The organism is Rhizobium sp. R711, from assembly GCF_002211365.1.
GTDB lineage: Bacteria > Pseudomonadota > Alphaproteobacteria > Rhizobiales > Rhizobiaceae > Rhizobium.
This window is the reverse complement of the sequence record NZ_LOKZ01000012.1, coordinates 130,431-146,568: the sequence shown is the minus strand read 5'-3', so window position 1 is coordinate 146,568 and position 16,138 is coordinate 130,431. Positions and strand designations below refer to the sequence as shown.

Below are 16,138 nucleotides of genomic sequence, written 5' to 3'. Positions count from 1 at the left end.
TGTGCGACCGAGGCGTCGCTAGCAATCGCAGGGGGAGGACTGGTCCGGTGGTTAGCTTGGATTCGCCTATCACAATCGTTCGACCGCATCTGATCGAGTTCGGCGTCGGTACGGCGGAGCGGCTCGGCAAGTGGGCGAACGACAGGGGCTATCATCGGATCCTCGTCATTTCCGATGCCTTCAATGCGACGCGTGTCGATGCGCTTGCCCTCAAGGGCAAGGTCACGGTCTTTGCCGATGTGACGCCCGAGCCTGACATTGCCAATCTCGACAAGGTGCTAGCGGCGGCGAATGCGGCAGATGCCCAGCTTGTTGTCGGCTTCGGCGGCGGGAGCGCGATGGATCTTGCCAAGCTCGCGGCAGTGCTTGCCGGCTCATCGCAAACGCTTCATGAAGTTGTCGGCCCGAACAAGGTCCAGGGGCCGCGCCGCGTTGCTCTTGCGCAAGTGCCGACCACATCAGGCACGGGAAGCGAAGCCGGTATCAGGGCTCTGGTCACCGACCCGAAGACGAAGGCCAAGCTCGCGGTCGAGAGCATGCACATGCTAGCCGATATCGCGGTTGTCGATCCAGCGTTGACCTTTAGCGTGCCAGCGCGCACGACCGCGGCGACGGGCGTTGATGCCATGGCGCATTGTGTCGAGGCGTTCACCAATCGCAAGGCGCATCCGATGATCGACCTTTATGCGATCGAGGGCACGCGGTTGGTCGGAAAGTATCTTGCCCGTGCGGTCAAGGACGGATCCGACGCCGAAGCACGTGCGGGTCTCTCACTTGCTTCGCTGTATGGCGGCTTCTGTCTCGGACCGGTCAACACAGCCGGTGGTCACGCGCTCGCCTATCCGCTCGGGACGCGCTGGCACGTGGCGCATGGCGCGGCAAACGCTCTGATCTTTCCGCATGTCCTCGCATTCAACACCCCGGCCGTGCCCGAAAAGACCCGTGCCGTCATGGACGCGCTTGGCCGCAGGACCTCCGACGAGATCGCGTCTGTGTTCGATGCCGCCTATTCCTTCTGTGCCGAACTCGGGATTGAGATGAAGCTCTCCGGCCTCGGCGTTCCGGAAAGCGATCTGGATGCGATGGCCGAAGATGCCTTTGCCATCCGTCGCCTGCTCGACAATAATCCGCGCGACCTGTCGCGCGCCGATATCCGCTCGATCTACGGAGCCGCCTTTTAAAGCGCGTTTCCATTCAAAGAGGACCGTGAGTGATGGACAGAAATGCGAAAGTCGCCGTGACGCTCGGCGATCCTGCGGGCGTCGGCCCCGAGGTGATCGTCAAGGCGCTCGCCACGATGCGGGAGCAGGAGCGACGTGATTTCGTCATCGTCGGCAATACAGAGGCGCTCGAGCGCGCCAATCGAACGGCAGCGACCGGACTTTCCTTTGCGCCGGTCGATGCAGTGAGTGCCGGCAAGATTGCAGTCGACGAAGTGGACCTCGGCGCACCGCTGCCCGAAATCGGCAAGGTCAGCCCGGTCGCAGGCGATGCCTCGGTTCGCTATATCAGCCGCGCGGTTGATCTTGCGATGTCAGGCGACGCCGATGTGATCGTCACCGCACCGATCAACAAGGAAGCAATGAATCTTGCCGGCCATCACTATGACGGTCATACCGGCCTGCTGGCGCACCTGACGGGCTCCAAGAGCTCGTTCATGTTGCTCGCCTCAGAGCGGTTGAACACCATCCACGTCTCTACCCATATCTCGCTGAAGGGCGCGATCGAGCGCGCGAAGACCGAGCGTGTGCTGGCAACGATCGAGGCAGGACACGATCACTTCATGCGCCTTGGCAAAAAGGCGCGCATCGCAGTCGCCGGCCTCAATCCGCATTGCGGCGAAAACGGTCTGTTTGGCACCGAGGATACCGAGTTCCTGGCCCCGGCCGTCGAGCTGGCGCGAGCGAAGGGGATCGATGTCGTTGGTCCGATCTCGGCGGACACGGTCTTTGCACGCGCCTATAGCGGCGCTTTCGATCTCGTCATCGCGCAGTATCACGACCAGGGCCATATCCCGATCAAGCTCATCGCCTTCGACACGGCGGTCAACGTCTCGCTCGGCTTGCCGATTGATCGCGTGTCGGTTGATCACGGCACGGCCTTCGATATTGCCGGCACGGGCAAGGCGAATCACGTGAACATGCTTTCGGCCATCGCCTATGCACGGCTGATGGCGCGGTCTCCACGCCAACGCGCGGCCTAACGCTTCGGGTGCTTGCCGCATTGTCAGCGGCACAAGCGTTGCGCCGCTGACAATTTGCTCGGTGGAGGAGATGAGCGATGGAAAAGACTGTTGTCATTCTCGGTGGCGAACTGGCGCCGGAAGGTCGGTCGCTTCTGGAAGAGGCCGGGGCAAGCGTCATTGCCACGCCGCCCTATATCGACCGGCAAGCTGTCATCGAAATAATGAAGACCCACCGACCGGATGCCGTCATCGTGCGATTGCTGACCGATCGTCTCGGGCCAGATGAAATGCAGGCGGGCGGAAAGCTCCGGCATATCGCCAAGCACGGCGTCGGAACGAATGACATCGATGTGAAGGCGGCCGCAGCGCTCGGCATTCCGGTGTCGATGACCACGGGCAGCAACGGGCACTCCGTCGCCGAGCACGCGCTTGCATTGATCATGGCGCTGGTGAAGGATCTGCCGCACCAGGATGCACTGATCCGGGACGGCATCTGGGACAAGAACCAGTACAAGGGGCGCGAGTTGCGTGGCCAGCGGCTTGGCCTCGTCGGTTTCGGCTTCATCGGCCGGGCGCTCGCGAAAATGGCTGGCGCGATCGGCATGACCGTCTCGGCCTTCGATCCGCACGCGCCAGACAGCGCTTTTGGCGATGAGGTCGGCCGCGAAACAGATCTCGATACGCTTCTTGCGAATTCCGATATCGTCAGTCTGCACTGTCCGTTGACACCTGAGACGCAAAATCTGATCGACGCCCGCGGCATCGGCTTGATGAAGCAGGGCGCATTCCTGATCAACACGGCGCGCGGCGAAGTCGTGGATGAGAAGGCATTGATTGCCGCCCTCGAAGAGGGGCGCCTCGCCGGAGCCGGCCTCGACAGTTTCGCCGTTGAACCGCCTGGTATCGACAATCCGCTGTTACAGCTCTCGAACACGCTCGTGACACCGCACGTCGCTGGCGTCACGCTCGATGCCAAACGCACCGTTTCGATCATGTCGGCCGAGAACGTGCTGACGGCGCTCGATGGTGGGACGCTTCACCCGCGCTTTCTGGCGCGCTGACCCGGTCTATTGCCGGCAACTGATGGAGAAAGCTATGGGCGAGACATCCGACCTCCGCTACGCACCAGATGGGCTGCGCCAGTTTGCGCTGGCACTGTTTGCTGCTGCCGGGCTCGAGGAAGAGAAAGCGGCCGCCGTTGCCCATTATCTCCTTGAAGCCGATCTGATGGGACACACGACGCATGGTCTGGCATTGGCAGGCTGGTATCTCCAAAGTATCGCCGATGGCGTGATGAAGAGTGAAGGCGTGCCTGAGGTGGTGTCCGACCGCGGGCCTGCCATCGCGTGGCAGGGACGCCGCCTTCCCGGTGCTTGGCTGACATCGGAGGCCGTGAAGCTTGCCTGCGAGCGCGCGGCGACTTACGGCACAGCGACGATCGCGATTGCGGACAGCCATCATATCGGTTGCCTTGCCGCCTATCTCACCATCGCCACCGATCGCGGCTATATGGTCAGCATCGCAAGCTCCAGCCCATCGGGGGCGCAGGTCGCTCCTTTCGGGGGACGAAAGGGTGTCTACACGCCGAACCCCGTCGCCCATGGTATTCCGACGCCTGGCGATCCGATCCTGATCGACATCAGCGCCTCGATCACAACGGTCAATATGGCGCAGCGTCTAGTTCGCGAGGGCCGGCAATATGATCATGAGTGGCTGATGGATGAAAACGGCGAGCCCAGCCGTGATCCGCGGGTGATTGAACGCGGCGGTACGCTCATGCCGGTCGGAGGGCTCGATCACGGCCAGAAGGGTTACGGTATGGCACTTCATGTCGAAGCCTTCACACAAGGCCTTGCCGGTCTTGGCCGTGTCGACGAGCTGAAGGGTACGAATGCCGCTGTCACCGTCCAGGTTTTTGATCCTGATGCCTTTGGCGGTCGCGATGCCTTTCTGCGGCAGACCGGCTGGCTCGCCGACGCATGCCGCAGCAATCCGCCCAGGACGGGCGTTGCCCGCGTTCGGCTGCCGGGTGAGAATGGATTGGCGCGCAAGCGCAGCGCCCTCGCTGAAGGGCTCGTGCTCCACCCTAGCATCATGACATCACTGGCGCCGCATGCCGAACGGCTCGGGCTGGCCATTCCCTAGTTCCGAGCGCTCATCCTAGCTGGACAAAAGCACGTGGAGAGTTCGATCGCATCGTTTCGATCGGCGCTGCAAGCCGCTAAATGTTTACAAACCGTAAACATCGCGAGGGATGAGATGAGAAGCTTTGCAGCAGGCCTGACCGCGGCTCATTTGGAGCAAATGCTGGCGCCCTACATTGCTGACCGGCAGGCGCAAGCGGATCGCGACAATGCCGAGCGCGGAGACGAGCGCGGCGCCGCTCCGACCAAGAAAACCGCGGAGAATGCCTGGACGTCGCCTCGCTATTGAAACCCCGCTGACCACTTTTTGGGGTCTCAAGAACCGACGATATTTGTCGTGCTATAAGCTGACCCGAGATTGCTGCCGCCGCATACCGCGCGCTTCATCCCGCGACGTCTGGCCACATCAAGCGCCCAGCGCTTCAGACTGGAAAAGCGCCCGCGTCAGCATTACGTGCACGGACTCGAACAATGCGGTTCTCACCATCGCATCGCCAACCTTGCGGGTTTCGCTCATACCTCCGTCACGCTATGTAGCTCTGCCCTTCTCTGGAATGGCCCCATCGGCGCCGCGGCCCAAACGTTCAAGCAACGCCTGCGCCTCCGCGATCTCGGGCATCTCCGCCGTTGGCGAAAAGCCTGCGAGTGCACACGCGAGGACCTCGCGTGTGCCGGCGGCGCGGGCGGTCGATTGGTAGAGCTTCGCCAGCCCTAGCGCCGCCTGCAGTTCCAAGCTCCGCGCCCCCTGGGCTTGGGCGACGGCGATGGCATCGCGAAACGCTTGCTCCGCCGCCCGATTGGCAGGGTCAAGCCTGAGCAGAATCTCGCCGCGGATGCGATGTAGCAAGCTGTCCGACCAATGCTCCCCCGTTTCGCGTGCAAGTGCTAGCGCGCCGTCGATTCGGCTCAATGCGCGCTCCCCCATCTCTGCCTCGATCTCGGCAAGCAGAGCTTGGTAGAGCGGTACATTGAACTTGCTTCCTTGGTCTGTTAGGTCCGTCAGGCCTTCCTGCAACTCGCTCACACCGGCCCCGCGATCTCCCAGCCGAGCAGTCGCCCATCCGTGATACATTTTCCCCCACGCCCCATATCGTGTGATCCCATGGTCTTGGCTGAGTTTGACCATGGTTTTTGTCAGCGACAGCACGGCTTCAACGTCGCCGCGAACGGCCTCAAGCAGAGCCCGGCGGCCGCAAATGAATCCTTCCGTTGTAGCATGTTGCGATTGAATTGCGCCGGCGACCGCCTGATCGATTAGCTCCTGCGCCTGCCCCACGTCGCCCAGCAACCAGCTTGCTTCTGCAAGATAGGACGTGGCGAGGACACCAACGTCCGAGCCGAACCGTAGCTTGGCCTCGCGATGCCAGCCGGGATCGTAAATTTTCAACGCCTCCTCAAGGTGCGCTCGCGCCCCAGCGGGATCGCCCTGCGTCGCTATAGTCGAGCCTAAGCAGACACAGGCTCGAGCCAAACTCGGCGCATAGGCCTCATCCCCTGCTTCCCGTCGGAACGTTTCGGCAATTTGCCGCGCCTGCGCCAGGTCACCTCGATCTAGGCTTCCGGCCCAAATTCCAAAGTAAGCATCAAATCGCCCCGCGGGATCCGCTGTCTCTACCGCGATCTTCAGGGCGTCGGCAAAAGCGGCCTGCGTTTCCTCGGCGCCGTAGCCTTTGGAAAACATCATTGCCTGGCCGTAGTCAATCTGCAGCTTCAGGCGGCTGCGGTTCAAGGCGGCGGCGTCTCCCGCAGCAGCCCACGCTACGCCCCCCGTCCTATCCGCCATCGCGATAGCCTTGCCGAGATGGGCGATTGCCTCCTGAAATGCAGAGCGGCGCAATGCCTCGTCGCCCGCCTTGCCCCACCATTCAATCGCCAGGTCGTCGAGCCCGGCCTGAGTGAAATGATGCGCGATGACCTCGTGCTCCACCGCCGCGCGCTCTGGATCGTCGCGCAGGATTTCCGCGGCGCGCCGGTGCAGCGCCTGCCGGCGGCTCCTGAGGAGGCTGTCGAAAGCCGCGTCCTGGATCAGCGCGTGCTTGAAGCGATACGTTGCGATAGGCGGCGCGCCCTCGACGAACAGAAGGTCGGCGTCGGCGAGCCGCTCCAACGAAGCTTGTAGCGCGGGCTCGCCGAGTTCGCCAACGTTACGCAGCAGCCCGTATGTGAAATCGCGTCCAAGCACTGCGCCGATCTGCGCGACCTCACGCGCCGGGCCGAGCCGATCCAGGCGCGCGGCGAGCGACTGCTGCAAGGTCGGCGGGATTGCCTGCGCACTGGCTTGCTCGCCCCGCTCGAGCAGCAGGCGCATCACTTCCTCGACGAACAGCGGCACGCCGCCTGTGCGCTCGTTCACTCCCTCGATCACATCTTTGGAGAGAGCATGCTGGGCAGAGATTTCGCCGATCATGCGCGCGACGCCAGCTCGGTCCAACGGCGACAGAGAGATTAGGCTGTGGTGCGAGCGCAGGCTCCAGGGCGGACGGAACCCGGGACGGGCCGTCGCCAGCAGAAGGAGCGGCGCCTGCGCACCGCGGTCGGCAAGAGCTCGCAACAGGTCGAGTGATGTAGGATCGGCCCAGTGGAGGTCCTCGAAAGCGATCACAACCGGCTGAGACCGCGCCCCAGCCAAAACGAAGGCGGTCATTGCCGCCAGTTGCCTTCGCCGCAACTCCTCGGGTGCGAAGTTTGCCGCGCGTTCCGGCAGCAACGCAATATCCACGAGCGGCGCGATCAGGGGCGCGTATTCCACAGGGTCGAGGCCGACCAGCCGCAGCGTGTTCTCAAGATCTGCGAGGCGCTGCTCGGCAGGAGCGTCCATCCCGAAGCGTTGCCTGCCCCATTCGGCGATTGGATGAAGCGGGGTATTCTGCAGAAGCTGTGAAGCGCTCCACTCGCTCCAGGTATGAGGCGTCTCCGTCAATTTCGAGCGGAATTCCTCGATGAGCCGCGACTTGCCAATCCCCGGTTCGCCCACAATGAGCACGAGCTGGCCTTCTCCTTTCCGTGCGCGCTCCCAGTGGCGAGCAAGCACGCTTAATTCCTCCTCGCGGCCAATGAAGGGCGTAAGCGCGCGAGCGCCGCCTCTTCTGCCGCCGCCACTGGCCCGAACAATGCGGAAGAGCTGGACGGGCTCAGGCAGGCCCTTGAGTTTCTTCGCGCCTTGCTCCTCGGCGACGAAGAGTCCAACAACCAGGCGCTGGACGTTCGTGGTGACAAGCACCGAGCCCGGCGTGGCGGCAGTCTGTACCCGCGCCGCAACGTTCGGCGCGTCGCCGAACACCTCTCCTGTAGCCTCCACGACCACAGGCCCGCACTCGAGGCCGATCCGCGCCGAAAGCTCTGGCACGCCCTTGCGGCAATTCTTGACGTTTATCTCCGCGAGCGCCCGCTGGATTGCGAGCGCCGCCCGCACCGCGCGTTCTGCGTCGTTCTCCTGCGCTTGGGGGTAGCCGAAGAGGGCCATCAGACCGTCGCCAAGCTTTTTCAGAACGTGGCCACCAAGCGCGGTCACCGCCGTCGAAGCCTCGTCGAGGTAGGAGTTGAGGAGGTTGCGCCAGTCTTCCGGGTCGAGCTTCGCGGCAAGTTCGGTCGATCCCACAAGATCGCAGAACATGACCGTGATCGGACGGCGTTCGGCCGACTCTTCGGCCTTGAGTGCCGCGGCCTTCGATGAAGAAGCAGCACCGTTGACAAGCGGATTTGCTTGAGCCAACGCAGCAATCGCATCGAGCAAGCGCAGCCGGTCGCCAAGAGCGGAGACGCCGATGTCCTTAAGGCCAGCGTCCGTCAGCCGCGGCAGCAGTTCCGCGTCGATTTTGTTGTCTCGGAAATTTGTCTCGTATTCGCCGAGCCCGAGACCGCGAAGCCATCCACCGAGATCCATGGCTGCGCCTCACATCGCTTGGCAGGATAATCCCCTAGTAGGGGCGTCGTGTCTAGTGGCGAAGCGTGGGCGTCAGATTAAGAGAATGAAGATCGCTTAGGAATGTTTGTGTGGTCCAGCGGACGAATCCACATGTTGAAGATTTTGGCCTCATGCGGGCCAGTTTTAGGCTCTGAGTAACGACCGCCGGGATCGTAGCGCGCGAAGTCTTGCAGGTTGCTGGCGTAACCACCGCGAAAGTGGTCGGAGTCCCTCCGGGCCTCTCACGCCAGCGGTTATCGTCGAAAAACGGGGTAGGACTAAACGATGAAAGATGCGGGAGGCCAGCCCATGCGCACAGCGGGCTTCATAGGCCCCAATATAGGCCATCGCTCTCTGAAGCGGAGCGAGTTAGCGAAATTTCTAGTAATGATTTCAATATGGTGCGGACGACGGGGTCGAACCCGTATGACCGAGGGATTTTAAGACCTCCGGCACTCTTGGTCGGGCAAGAGGATCATCCTTGACCGAAGTGGAATTGTCCCGGCGGTTCCTTCAGGGCAAATGGTAACGCGTCTAGCCCGTTTTTGCAGATAGCTTTGACTACACGGCTCAAAAGGCTTTTCGATGGTGGCGACACGCAGCTCAAACAACAACGCCGCCTTGCGGCGGGTATAATTATTCACTTGATTTCCTTAATAAAACTGGAGCGGGCGAAGGGATTTGAACCCTCGACCCCAACCTTGGCAAGGTTGTGCTCTACCCCTGAGCTACACCCGCTCAATCCGCATCGGTCCGGGGTAGTTGTGAGGACCGTGGGCGCCACCTTGCGGCGACGGGCGCTATATCGCCCAAACGATTTTCAAATGCAACAGGGAAATGACGGAAATTCGAAGAAAAATTTCCAGGCTTCGTTCGAAGGTATCGGAAGTGCCGCAAATGCAGGGCAAAGCGTCGACCACGAGCGTTGCAAAAGATAGTGGCGAGACGTAATCAGGCATCCTGTCACTCTCCCCACTGTATGGATTTTTATGATGACCGACGCGACGCCGAAGACCAGAGATGACCTTTTTGCCTTTCTCGATGGTCTTGAGATCAATCACAGCACCAAACACCATGCGCCCGTCTTCACGGTTGCCGAATCGGTCGCGCTGCGTGACGAGATTCCTGGAGGCCACACGAAAAATCTCTTCGTCAAAGACAAGAAAGATCAGTTCTTCCTGCTGACGGTGGAGGAAAACGCGACAGTGGACCTAAAGACCGTGCACACGCTGATTGGTGCAGCCAGCAAGGTCTCATTCGGAAAGCCGGAAAAGCTGATGGAGTATCTTGGTGTGGCTCCGGGTTCGGTCACGGCTTTCGGGGCGATCAATGATACGGGCCGAAACGTGACGTTCGTTCTTGACGCAAATCTGATGAAAGACGAGATCATCAATTGTCATCCGCTATCCAATGATGCCACGACGTCGATCGCGAGCGACGATCTCATTCGCTTTATGGAAGCGACAGGGCATAAGCCGCTTGTCTTGAAAGTGACGTCCTGACATACGATTTTAGCGCTAGAAAAGCCGGCTGACCGGCACGGCGGGAGATATCCATGAGCGGCAACGACAATCCTTACAGCAATTCCTTTGGTCAGATGACGGCAGCGGCGAGTTACGGGGCGGCCCCGGCTGCCGACGCGGGCAGTTATATCAAGGATACGACGACTGCGACTTTCGCGAAGGATGTCATCGAGGAATCGCGCAACCAGCCGGTTCTCGTCGATTTCTGGGCGCCCTGGTGCGGTCCCTGCAAGCAACTGACTCCGGTGCTCGAAAAGGTCGTCAATGAAGCGCAAGGGCGCGTCAAGCTGGTCAAGATGAACATTGATGACCATCCCTCGATCGCCGGGCAGCTCGGTATCCAGTCGATTCCGGCCGTGATCGCCTTCGTCGGTGGTCGTCCCGCCGATGGCTTCATGGGCGCCGTGCCGGAAAGCCAGATCAACCAGTTCATCGATCGCATCGCCGGTCCGGCCGGCGCCGATCAGGCGGCCGAAATCGAAGGCGTCCTCAAGGAAGCGGACGAGCTGTTGGCATCCGGTGATATCAACGGTGCCGCACAGCTTTACGGTGCCGTCATGCAGGCCGATCCGGAGAATGCAAAGGCATTGGCGGGAATGGCCGAATGCATGATTGCAGCAAACCAGCACGAGCGTGCGCGTGAGGCGCTTAAGGAATTGCCGGAGGAAATGGCGAAAGATCCAGCGATCCTGGCGGTTTCGAAGAAGCTCGATCAGATCGAGGAAGCGCGCAAGCTCGGTGATCCCGTCGCCCTGGAGCATGATCTGGCGCGCAATCCCGACGATCACGAAGCCCGTCTGAAGCTTGCCAAGATCCGCAACGTCGAAGGCCGGCGCGAAGAATCGGCGGAACACCTGCTTTACATTATGCGCAAGGACCGTGCTTTCGACGACGACGGCGCACGCCGGCAGTTGCTTCAATTCTTCGACGTCTGGGGCTTCAAGGATCCCGCGACGGTCTCGGCGCGGCGTAAGCTTTCCGCCATGCTGTTTTCGTGATTCGGATTTCAAGTTTCGGCCGGCCGCCCTTGCGTTTTTGGAGGGAGGCCCCACATTCCCGTTTGTGTGGGCGCATCGTGTCGCGCCTGCCGGCAATGCAGGACCAGTCTCTATGCAAGTGGGGAATGCACGATATCTGAAGCCCGGCGATCTGCCTGATACGATCGCGGTCTTTCCGCTTGGCGGCGCTCTGCTGCTGCCGACAGGGCAGTTGCCCCTCAATATTTTCGAGCCGCGCTATCTTGCGATGTTCGATGCCGCTCTGTCCGGCAATCGGTTGATCGGCATGGTCCAGCCGGCGCTTGGCGACCAGGAAGGGCAGGGTGAGGCTCACCTGGCCCCCGTTGGCTGCCTCGGGCGCATTACCTCGTTCGCTGAGACGGGCGATGGTCGCTATATCGTCTCCCTCACAGGGATTTGCCGTTTCCGCCTGCTTGAGGAGAAGGAAACACATCAACCCTTCCGAACCTTCCGTATCGCGCCCTTCATTGCCGATCTTTCCGCGCGCGACGAGGAGGATGCGGTTGATCGTGCGGCGCTTCTCGCTGCCTTCAAGTCCTATCTTGATGCAAACAAGCTGGAGGCTGATTGGGAGAGCGTCGAGCGTGCCAGCAACCTGACCCTTGTCAATTCGCTGGCGATGATGTCTCCCTTCGGACCGGCCGAGAAGCAGGCGCTTCTCGAGGCGCCCGATCTGAAGACGCGGGCCGAAACGCTGATCGCGATCACCGAGATCGTGCTGGCGCGCGTCTTCGGTGACTCCGACACCGTTCTGCAGTAAAACCGGTTCATGGACGAAAAACTCAGCCGCGTTGACCCGAAGCTTCTGGAGCTCTTGGTATGCCCCCTGACCAAGGGGCGGCTGACTTACGACCGCGAGCACAACGAACTCGTGTCGGAGAAGGCACGCCTCGCCTATCCGATCCGTGATGGCATTCCGATCATGCTGGTCTCGGAGGCACGCGAGCTGGACGACTGATTTAACCCTGAAAGCCTCTAGATCGTCTGCCCTGCCAGCAGGCGGGGATTGTCGCTGGCGGTCGTGCCGGCCGCCTGGCCGATGAAGTACGATTTGAGGCCGGGTAGCCGATCGACGATACCCAGGCCGAAATCGCGGGCGATGCGCAGCGGCGCCAGGTCGTTCGAGAAGAGCCGATTGAGCACATCAGTGGTGACGCCCATGCGGAAGGTATCGAAGCGGCGCCATGCCTGATAGCGCTCGAGAATATTGATCGAGCCGATATCAAGGCCAAGCCGATCAGCCTCGACAATGGTTTCGGCAAGGGCGGCAACATCCTTGAAGCCGAGGTTCAGGCCCTGACCGGAAATTGGATGGATGCCGTGAGCCGCATCACCGGCGAGCGCCACGCGCGGGGCCACAAAAGCCCGCGCAAGCGTCAGCCCGAGGGGGAAGGCGCGCTTGTCGCCGACCGTCCTCAACCTACCGAGCTTGTGACCAAAGCGACGCTCCAGCTCTTCTTCAAAGATGAGGTCGTCGGATGCGACAAGACGGTTCGCCTCCGGCGTCGGCTCCGTCCAGACGAGTGACGAGTGGTTCCCTTTCAGCGGCAAGATCGCAAAGGGTCCCGACGGAAGGAAATGCTCTTCCGCGCAGCCGTGATGCGGACGCTCGTGCTCGACCGTCGTGACAATCCCCGACTGACCGTAATCCCAGGACACGGTCTTGATGCCTGCCAAGTCCCTTAGGTGCGAACGGACGCCGTCGCAGGCGACGACGAGCCGAGCGTCCATCACGCTGCCATCAGAGGCAGTGACTGTCGCATGCGTATCGGCAACGGAAAGGCCGGTCGCGCCGAAGCCGTGACGAATCTCGATGCCAAGACGCTCGCATGCTCCACGCAGCGCCCGGACGAGCGTGACATTCGAAATCATATGCGCGAAAGGCCGTCCGTCCTCCACTTCGCCATCGAAGGTCAGGAAAACCGGCCGTACGGGATCCGCTGCCTTCGAATCGGTGACGATCATCTTCGTGATCGGCTGAGCGTCCGGCTCGATCTCGTCCCAGATGCCGAAAACCTCAAGCATCCTGGTGGCGGCAGCGATAATGGCCGAGGCGCGCATGTCCTTCTGCCATACGCCGGCAGGCGCTGCTTCCACGACTGCGATATCGAGATGAGGCGCCGCCTGCTTGACCGCCACGGCAGCGGAGAGCCCGACATAACCCGCGCCTACAACCAGCATGTCCCGCATGGAGTTCCGTTCCGTTTCTTGTGAATATCGTATTGATCTATATAGATCATCGCTGCCGCACTTCCTACCGTCCGGAGCTATACAAAATGACGCGTGACACCGAAAAACCGACTGCGATGGAGACGCTGCTTTCCACGCTGGATCTTGAAGCGATCGAGGTCGACATCTTTCGTGGGCGCAGCCCTCAGGTTGGCTGGCAGCGTGTCTTCGGCGGTCAGGTTATCGCGCAAGCGTTGATGGCGGCACAGCGCACGGTGGAGCGTGACCGTATCGTGCATTCGCTGCACGCCTATTTCATGCGCCCGGGCGATCCCTCGGTGCCGATCGTCTATCAGGTGGAGCGGATTCGCGATGGGTCGAGTTTCAACACGCGTCGCGCCGTCGCCATCCAGCATGGAAAGGCGATATTCGCTCTGTCGGCCTCCTTTCAGATCGAGGAGCCCGGCTTCTATCATCAGATCACCATGCCGGATGTTCCCGCTCCTGAAAAGCTGCTCGACGAACAGCAGATCGCGGCGCAGTTTCTTGCCAACGCGCCAGCGCCGATACGCAAATACTGGGAGCGCGAACGGCCGATCGAGATTCGGCCGATATCGCTCACGCACTATTTCTCGGACAAGAAGCTAGACCCGGTGCAGCATATCTGGGTGCGACCGACGGGACCGGTTCCCGACGATCGTTACTATCAGGCGGCCATTCTCGCCTATCTCTCGGACATGACGCTGCTCGATACCTCGCTCTATCCGCATGGAACGTCGATCTTCGACCAGACGATCCAGGTCGCCAGTCTCGATCACTCGATGTGGTTTCATCGGCCCTCGAAACTCAACGATTGGCTTCTTTACACACAGGATAGCCCTTCGGCTTCCGGCGCAAGGGGACTGACGCGCGGTAGCCTGTTTACGAGGGAAGGCGTCCTGATTGCGTCGGTAGCGCAGGAGGGTCTGATTCGTAAAACGGCAAATGAATAAATTGTAGGCATATTTATTCATTCGGATATTTTTTGAGCGATTATTAGGCAATCATTTGCCTGTTAATTAACGCAAATTTATATGATGCTTATTTTTCAAATAGTTAGCTTATCCCATCGAATCTGGCACGCCCCTTGAATGTATATCCTCGGTCGCTGTTCGGGAACGTCAGCGGCAAGGAGAGTCGGCTCCGTGCCGAGGATAACGAAGGATGGGAAACCAGATGAAAATTGTGATGGCCATTATCAAGCCGTTCAAGCTGGATGAGGTGCGCGAAGCCCTCACGGCGATCGGCATTCAGGGCCTGACCGTGACCGAAGTGAAGGGCTACGGGCGCCAGAAGGGGCATACTGAGATTTATCGCGGCACCGAATATGCGGTCAGCTTCCTGCCGAAGCTCAAGATCGAAATCGCGGTTGCTTCCGAACTCGTCGACAAGGCCGTCGAGGCCATCGCGTCATCCGCCAAGACCGGCCAGATCGGCGATGGCAAGATCTTCGTCTATTCGATCGACCATGCCGTGCGCATCCGCACCGGCGAAACCGACACAGAAGCGCTGTAAGGCGGCAGAGCAAGGGAGCCTCTTTCAATGTCAATTTCGAAGTTTTCTTCCAATTTTGCGCGGCTTGGCGCTGCTTCCGCTGCGCTGCTGGCGCCGGTCGCTGCCTTTGCCCAGGACGCTGCCACGACAGCTGCGCCTGCTGCTGCCGCGGCTGCTCCTGCGATGACGATGGACAAGGGCGACAACACCTGGATGCTCGTCTCGACGGTTCTCGTCCTGCTGATGACCATCCCGGGCCTGGCGCTATTCTACGGCGGCCTCGTTCGCGCCAAGAACATGCTCTCGGTTCTCATGCAGGTTTTCATGATCACGGCCGTGGTCATGATCATCTGGGTTACCTACGGCTATTCGCTGGCCTTCACGGACGGCGGTTCGCTCAACAGCTTCGTCGGCGGCTTCTCGAAGGCCTTCCTTGCCGGCGTCAACACGACGACCCTGTCTGAGACCTTCACAAAGGGCGTGGCCATTCCGGAACTGACCTTCGTCTGCTTCCAGATGACCTTCGCCTGCATCACGCCAGCCCTGATCGTCGGTGCCTTTGCCGAGCGCATCAAGTTCTCGGCTGTCATGCTTTTCGTCGTTCTGTGGGTCACCTTCGTCTATTTCCCGATGGCACACATGGTCTGGTTCTGGGGCGGTCCGAGCTCTTACACCTCTCCGTCGGGCCTGATCTTCTCCTATGGCGCACTTGACTTCGCCGGCGGCACGGTCGTCCACATCAACGCCGGCATTGCCGGTCTGATTGGTGCCATCATGCTCGGCAAGCGCACGGGCTATAAGAAGGAAATTATGGCTCCGCATTCGATGACGCTTACCATGGTCGGTGCATCGCTTCTGTGGGTTGGTTGGTTCGGCTTCAACGCTGGCTCCAACCTCGAAGCCAACTCCTTTGCTTCGCTCGCGATGATCAACACCTTTGTTGCAACGGCTGCTGCCGCTGTGTCCTGGTGCCTGGTCGAAAACTTCGCACGCGGTAAGGCTTCGATGCTCGGTGCAGCTTCGGGTGCCGTCGCTGGCCTCGTTGCCGTCACTCCGGCTGCTGGCTTCGCCGGCCCGATGGGTTCGATTGTTCTCGGCCTCATCGTTTCGCCGGTCTGCTACTTCTTCGTCGACGTCGTCAAGAACAAGTTCAACTACGACGACTCGCTCGACGTCTTCGGCGTACATTGCATCGGCGGTATCCTCGGCGCGATCGGCACCGGTATCCTGGTTAACCCGGCGCTCGGCGGCGCTGGCATTGTCGACTATTCGACGGCTGATTTCGCAGCCAGCTATCCGGGTACGGCGACCCAGGTTCTCGCTCAGCTGAAGGGCGTTCTGACAACGATCGCATGGTCGGGTATCGGTTCCGCGATCCTCTACAAGATCGTCGATGTCGTCATCGGCCTGCGCGTTACCGTCGAAGCCGAGCGCGAAGGTCTCGATCTTTCGACCCATGGCGAAGCCGCTTACCACGCGTAATCAAGGCATTGCGGCGCTTGCGTAAGCAGGCGCCGCTGAACAGCCCGTCGCGGCCTATTCGTTCGAATAGTCCGCTCTTGGCCCGGACCTCCATAGGTTCGGGCCTTTTTATTTTCCGGTGCAAGATGTGGGGGGGGGCGGCATGGTTAATACCGCTTTAACCGTCCTCTGATTAGGTG

Annotated in this window: 14 protein-coding genes, 1 tRNA gene and 1 pseudogene; 12 read left to right on the top strand and 4 right to left on the bottom strand. The window is 60.7% G+C overall.

Features of this window, described 5'->3' with window-relative positions; genetic code table 11:
* The first annotated feature begins 47 nt into the window (after positions 1-47).
* The 5 genes from ATY80_RS14150 to ATY80_RS28945 all read left to right on the top strand — a co-directional run bounded on the left by ATY80_RS14150 (position 48) and on the right by ATY80_RS28945 (position 4,618).
* Positions 48-1,181, top strand: coding sequence for an iron-containing alcohol dehydrogenase (locus ATY80_RS14150; protein WP_088693029.1), 1,134 nt, complete (start codon positions 48-50; stop codon positions 1,179-1,181).
* A 32-nt stretch (positions 1,182-1,213) separates the two neighbouring features.
* Entirely contained in the window at positions 1,214-2,203 is a 990-nt protein-coding gene (pdxA, locus tag ATY80_RS14145; protein WP_088693028.1) for a 4-hydroxythreonine-4-phosphate dehydrogenase PdxA, read from the top strand.
* Positions 2,204-2,280: 77 nt separating this feature from the next.
* Positions 2,281-3,246, top strand: a complete 966-nt coding sequence (locus tag ATY80_RS14140; protein WP_088693027.1) for a hydroxyacid dehydrogenase — start codon at positions 2,281-2,283, stop codon at positions 3,244-3,246.
* A gap of 34 nt (positions 3,247-3,280) precedes the next feature.
* The gene (locus ATY80_RS14135; RefSeq protein ID WP_088693026.1) at positions 3,281-4,330 is read left to right on the top strand and encodes an Ldh family oxidoreductase; all 1,050 of its coding nucleotides are present in this window, start codon (positions 3,281-3,283) and stop codon (positions 4,328-4,330) included.
* Between the two features lie 114 nt (positions 4,331-4,444).
* Positions 4,445-4,618: a hypothetical protein gene (locus ATY80_RS28945; RefSeq protein ID WP_189637150.1), complete on the top strand. Its 174-nt coding sequence runs from the start codon at positions 4,445-4,447 to the stop codon at positions 4,616-4,618.
* An 86-nt stretch (positions 4,619-4,704) separates the two neighbouring features.
* Here ATY80_RS28945 and ATY80_RS14130 read toward each other — a convergent pair.
* The 3 genes and pseudogenes from ATY80_RS14130 to ATY80_RS14120 all read right to left on the bottom strand — a co-directional run.
* Positions 4,705-4,831 (bottom strand): annotated as a pseudogene (locus ATY80_RS14130) (IS110 family transposase); the annotation flags it as partial.
* 27 nt (positions 4,832-4,858) lie between these two features.
* Entirely contained in the window at positions 4,859-8,212 is a 3,354-nt protein-coding gene (locus ATY80_RS14125) for an AAA family ATPase (protein WP_088693025.1), read from the bottom strand.
* A 684-nt stretch (positions 8,213-8,896) separates the two neighbouring features.
* Positions 8,897-8,971: transfer RNA gene (locus ATY80_RS14120), tRNA-Gly, on the bottom strand.
* A gap of 254 nt (positions 8,972-9,225) precedes the next feature.
* Between ATY80_RS14120 and ATY80_RS14115 the strand changes: the two genes are divergently transcribed.
* The 4 genes from ATY80_RS14115 (at position 9,226) to ATY80_RS14100 (ending at position 11,733) form a co-directional block, all read left to right on the top strand.
* Complete coding sequence (locus ATY80_RS14115; protein ID WP_088693234.1) at positions 9,226-9,735, top strand: prolyl-tRNA synthetase associated domain-containing protein; 510 nt, start codon at positions 9,226-9,228, stop codon at positions 9,733-9,735.
* A gap of 53 nt (positions 9,736-9,788) precedes the next feature.
* Positions 9,789-10,754, top strand: a complete 966-nt coding sequence (gene trxA / locus ATY80_RS14110; protein ID WP_088693024.1) for a thioredoxin — start codon at positions 9,789-9,791, stop codon at positions 10,752-10,754.
* A 112-nt stretch (positions 10,755-10,866) separates the two neighbouring features.
* Positions 10,867-11,535, top strand: a complete 669-nt coding sequence (locus ATY80_RS14105) for an LON peptidase substrate-binding domain-containing protein (RefSeq protein WP_088693023.1) — start codon at positions 10,867-10,869, stop codon at positions 11,533-11,535.
* 9 nt (positions 11,536-11,544) lie between these two features.
* Positions 11,545-11,733, top strand: a complete 189-nt coding sequence (locus ATY80_RS14100; RefSeq protein WP_007528286.1) for a Trm112 family protein — start codon at positions 11,545-11,547, stop codon at positions 11,731-11,733.
* 17 nt (positions 11,734-11,750) lie between these two features.
* On the opposite strand, the gene ATY80_RS14095 is transcribed toward ATY80_RS14100, so the two are convergent.
* On the bottom strand, positions 11,751-12,998 hold the full coding sequence (locus ATY80_RS14095; RefSeq protein WP_280950687.1) for a ubiquinone biosynthesis hydroxylase: 1,248 nt from the start codon (positions 12,996-12,998) through the stop codon (positions 11,751-11,753).
* A 53-nt stretch (positions 12,999-13,051) separates the two neighbouring features.
* Here ATY80_RS14095 and tesB point away from each other — a divergent pair, with 53 nt between their 5' ends.
* The 3 genes from tesB to ATY80_RS14080 all read left to right on the top strand — a co-directional run bounded on the left by tesB (position 13,052) and on the right by ATY80_RS14080 (position 15,959).
* Positions 13,052-13,936, top strand: a complete 885-nt coding sequence (gene tesB, locus ATY80_RS14090) for an acyl-CoA thioesterase II (protein WP_088693021.1) — start codon at positions 13,052-13,054, stop codon at positions 13,934-13,936.
* Between the two features lie 211 nt (positions 13,937-14,147).
* Positions 14,148-14,498 carry a P-II family nitrogen regulator gene (locus tag ATY80_RS14085; protein WP_019280527.1) on the top strand — a complete coding sequence of 117 codons (351 nt, stop codon included), beginning with the start codon at positions 14,148-14,150 and terminating at the stop codon, positions 14,496-14,498.
* 27 nt (positions 14,499-14,525) lie between these two features.
* A complete protein-coding gene (locus ATY80_RS14080) occupies positions 14,526-15,959 on the top strand; it encodes an ammonium transporter (protein WP_088693020.1) in 1,434 nt (477 codons plus the stop codon).
* The last annotated feature ends 179 nt before the right edge of the window (positions 15,960-16,138 follow it).

What these genes read in the sequence shown, in the direction of transcription:
- trxA (WP_088693024.1), top strand. Translation starts at nt 9,789, where the DNA reads ATGAGCGGCAACGACAATCCTTACAGCAATTCCTTTGGTCAGATGACG.
- ATY80_RS14105 (WP_088693023.1), top strand. Translation starts at nt 10,867, where the DNA reads ATGCAAGTGGGGAATGCACGATATCTGAAGCCCGGCGATCTGCCTGAT.
- ATY80_RS14100 (WP_007528286.1), top strand. Translation starts at nt 11,545, where the DNA reads ATGGACGAAAAACTCAGCCGCGTTGACCCGAAGCTTCTGGAGCTCTTG.
- ATY80_RS14140 (WP_088693027.1), top strand. Translation starts at nt 2,281, where the DNA reads ATGGAAAAGACTGTTGTCATTCTCGGTGGCGAACTGGCGCCGGAAGGT.
- tesB (WP_088693021.1), top strand. Translation starts at nt 13,052, where the DNA reads ATGACGCGTGACACCGAAAAACCGACTGCGATGGAGACGCTGCTTTCC.
- ATY80_RS14135 (WP_088693026.1), top strand. Translation starts at nt 3,281, where the DNA reads ATGGGCGAGACATCCGACCTCCGCTACGCACCAGATGGGCTGCGCCAG.
- ATY80_RS14115 (WP_088693234.1), top strand. Translation starts at nt 9,226, where the DNA reads ATGACCGACGCGACGCCGAAGACCAGAGATGACCTTTTTGCCTTTCTC.
- ATY80_RS14125 (WP_088693025.1), bottom strand. Translation starts at nt 8,212, where the DNA reads ATGGATCTCGGTGGATGGCTTCGCGGTCTCGGGCTCGGCGAATACGAG.
- ATY80_RS28945 (WP_189637150.1), top strand. Translation starts at nt 4,445, where the DNA reads ATGAGAAGCTTTGCAGCAGGCCTGACCGCGGCTCATTTGGAGCAAATG.
- ATY80_RS14085 (WP_019280527.1), top strand. Translation starts at nt 14,148, where the DNA reads ATGGGAAACCAGATGAAAATTGTGATGGCCATTATCAAGCCGTTCAAG.
- pdxA (WP_088693028.1), top strand. Translation starts at nt 1,214, where the DNA reads ATGGACAGAAATGCGAAAGTCGCCGTGACGCTCGGCGATCCTGCGGGC.
- ATY80_RS14080 (WP_088693020.1), top strand. Translation starts at nt 14,526, where the DNA reads ATGTCAATTTCGAAGTTTTCTTCCAATTTTGCGCGGCTTGGCGCTGCT.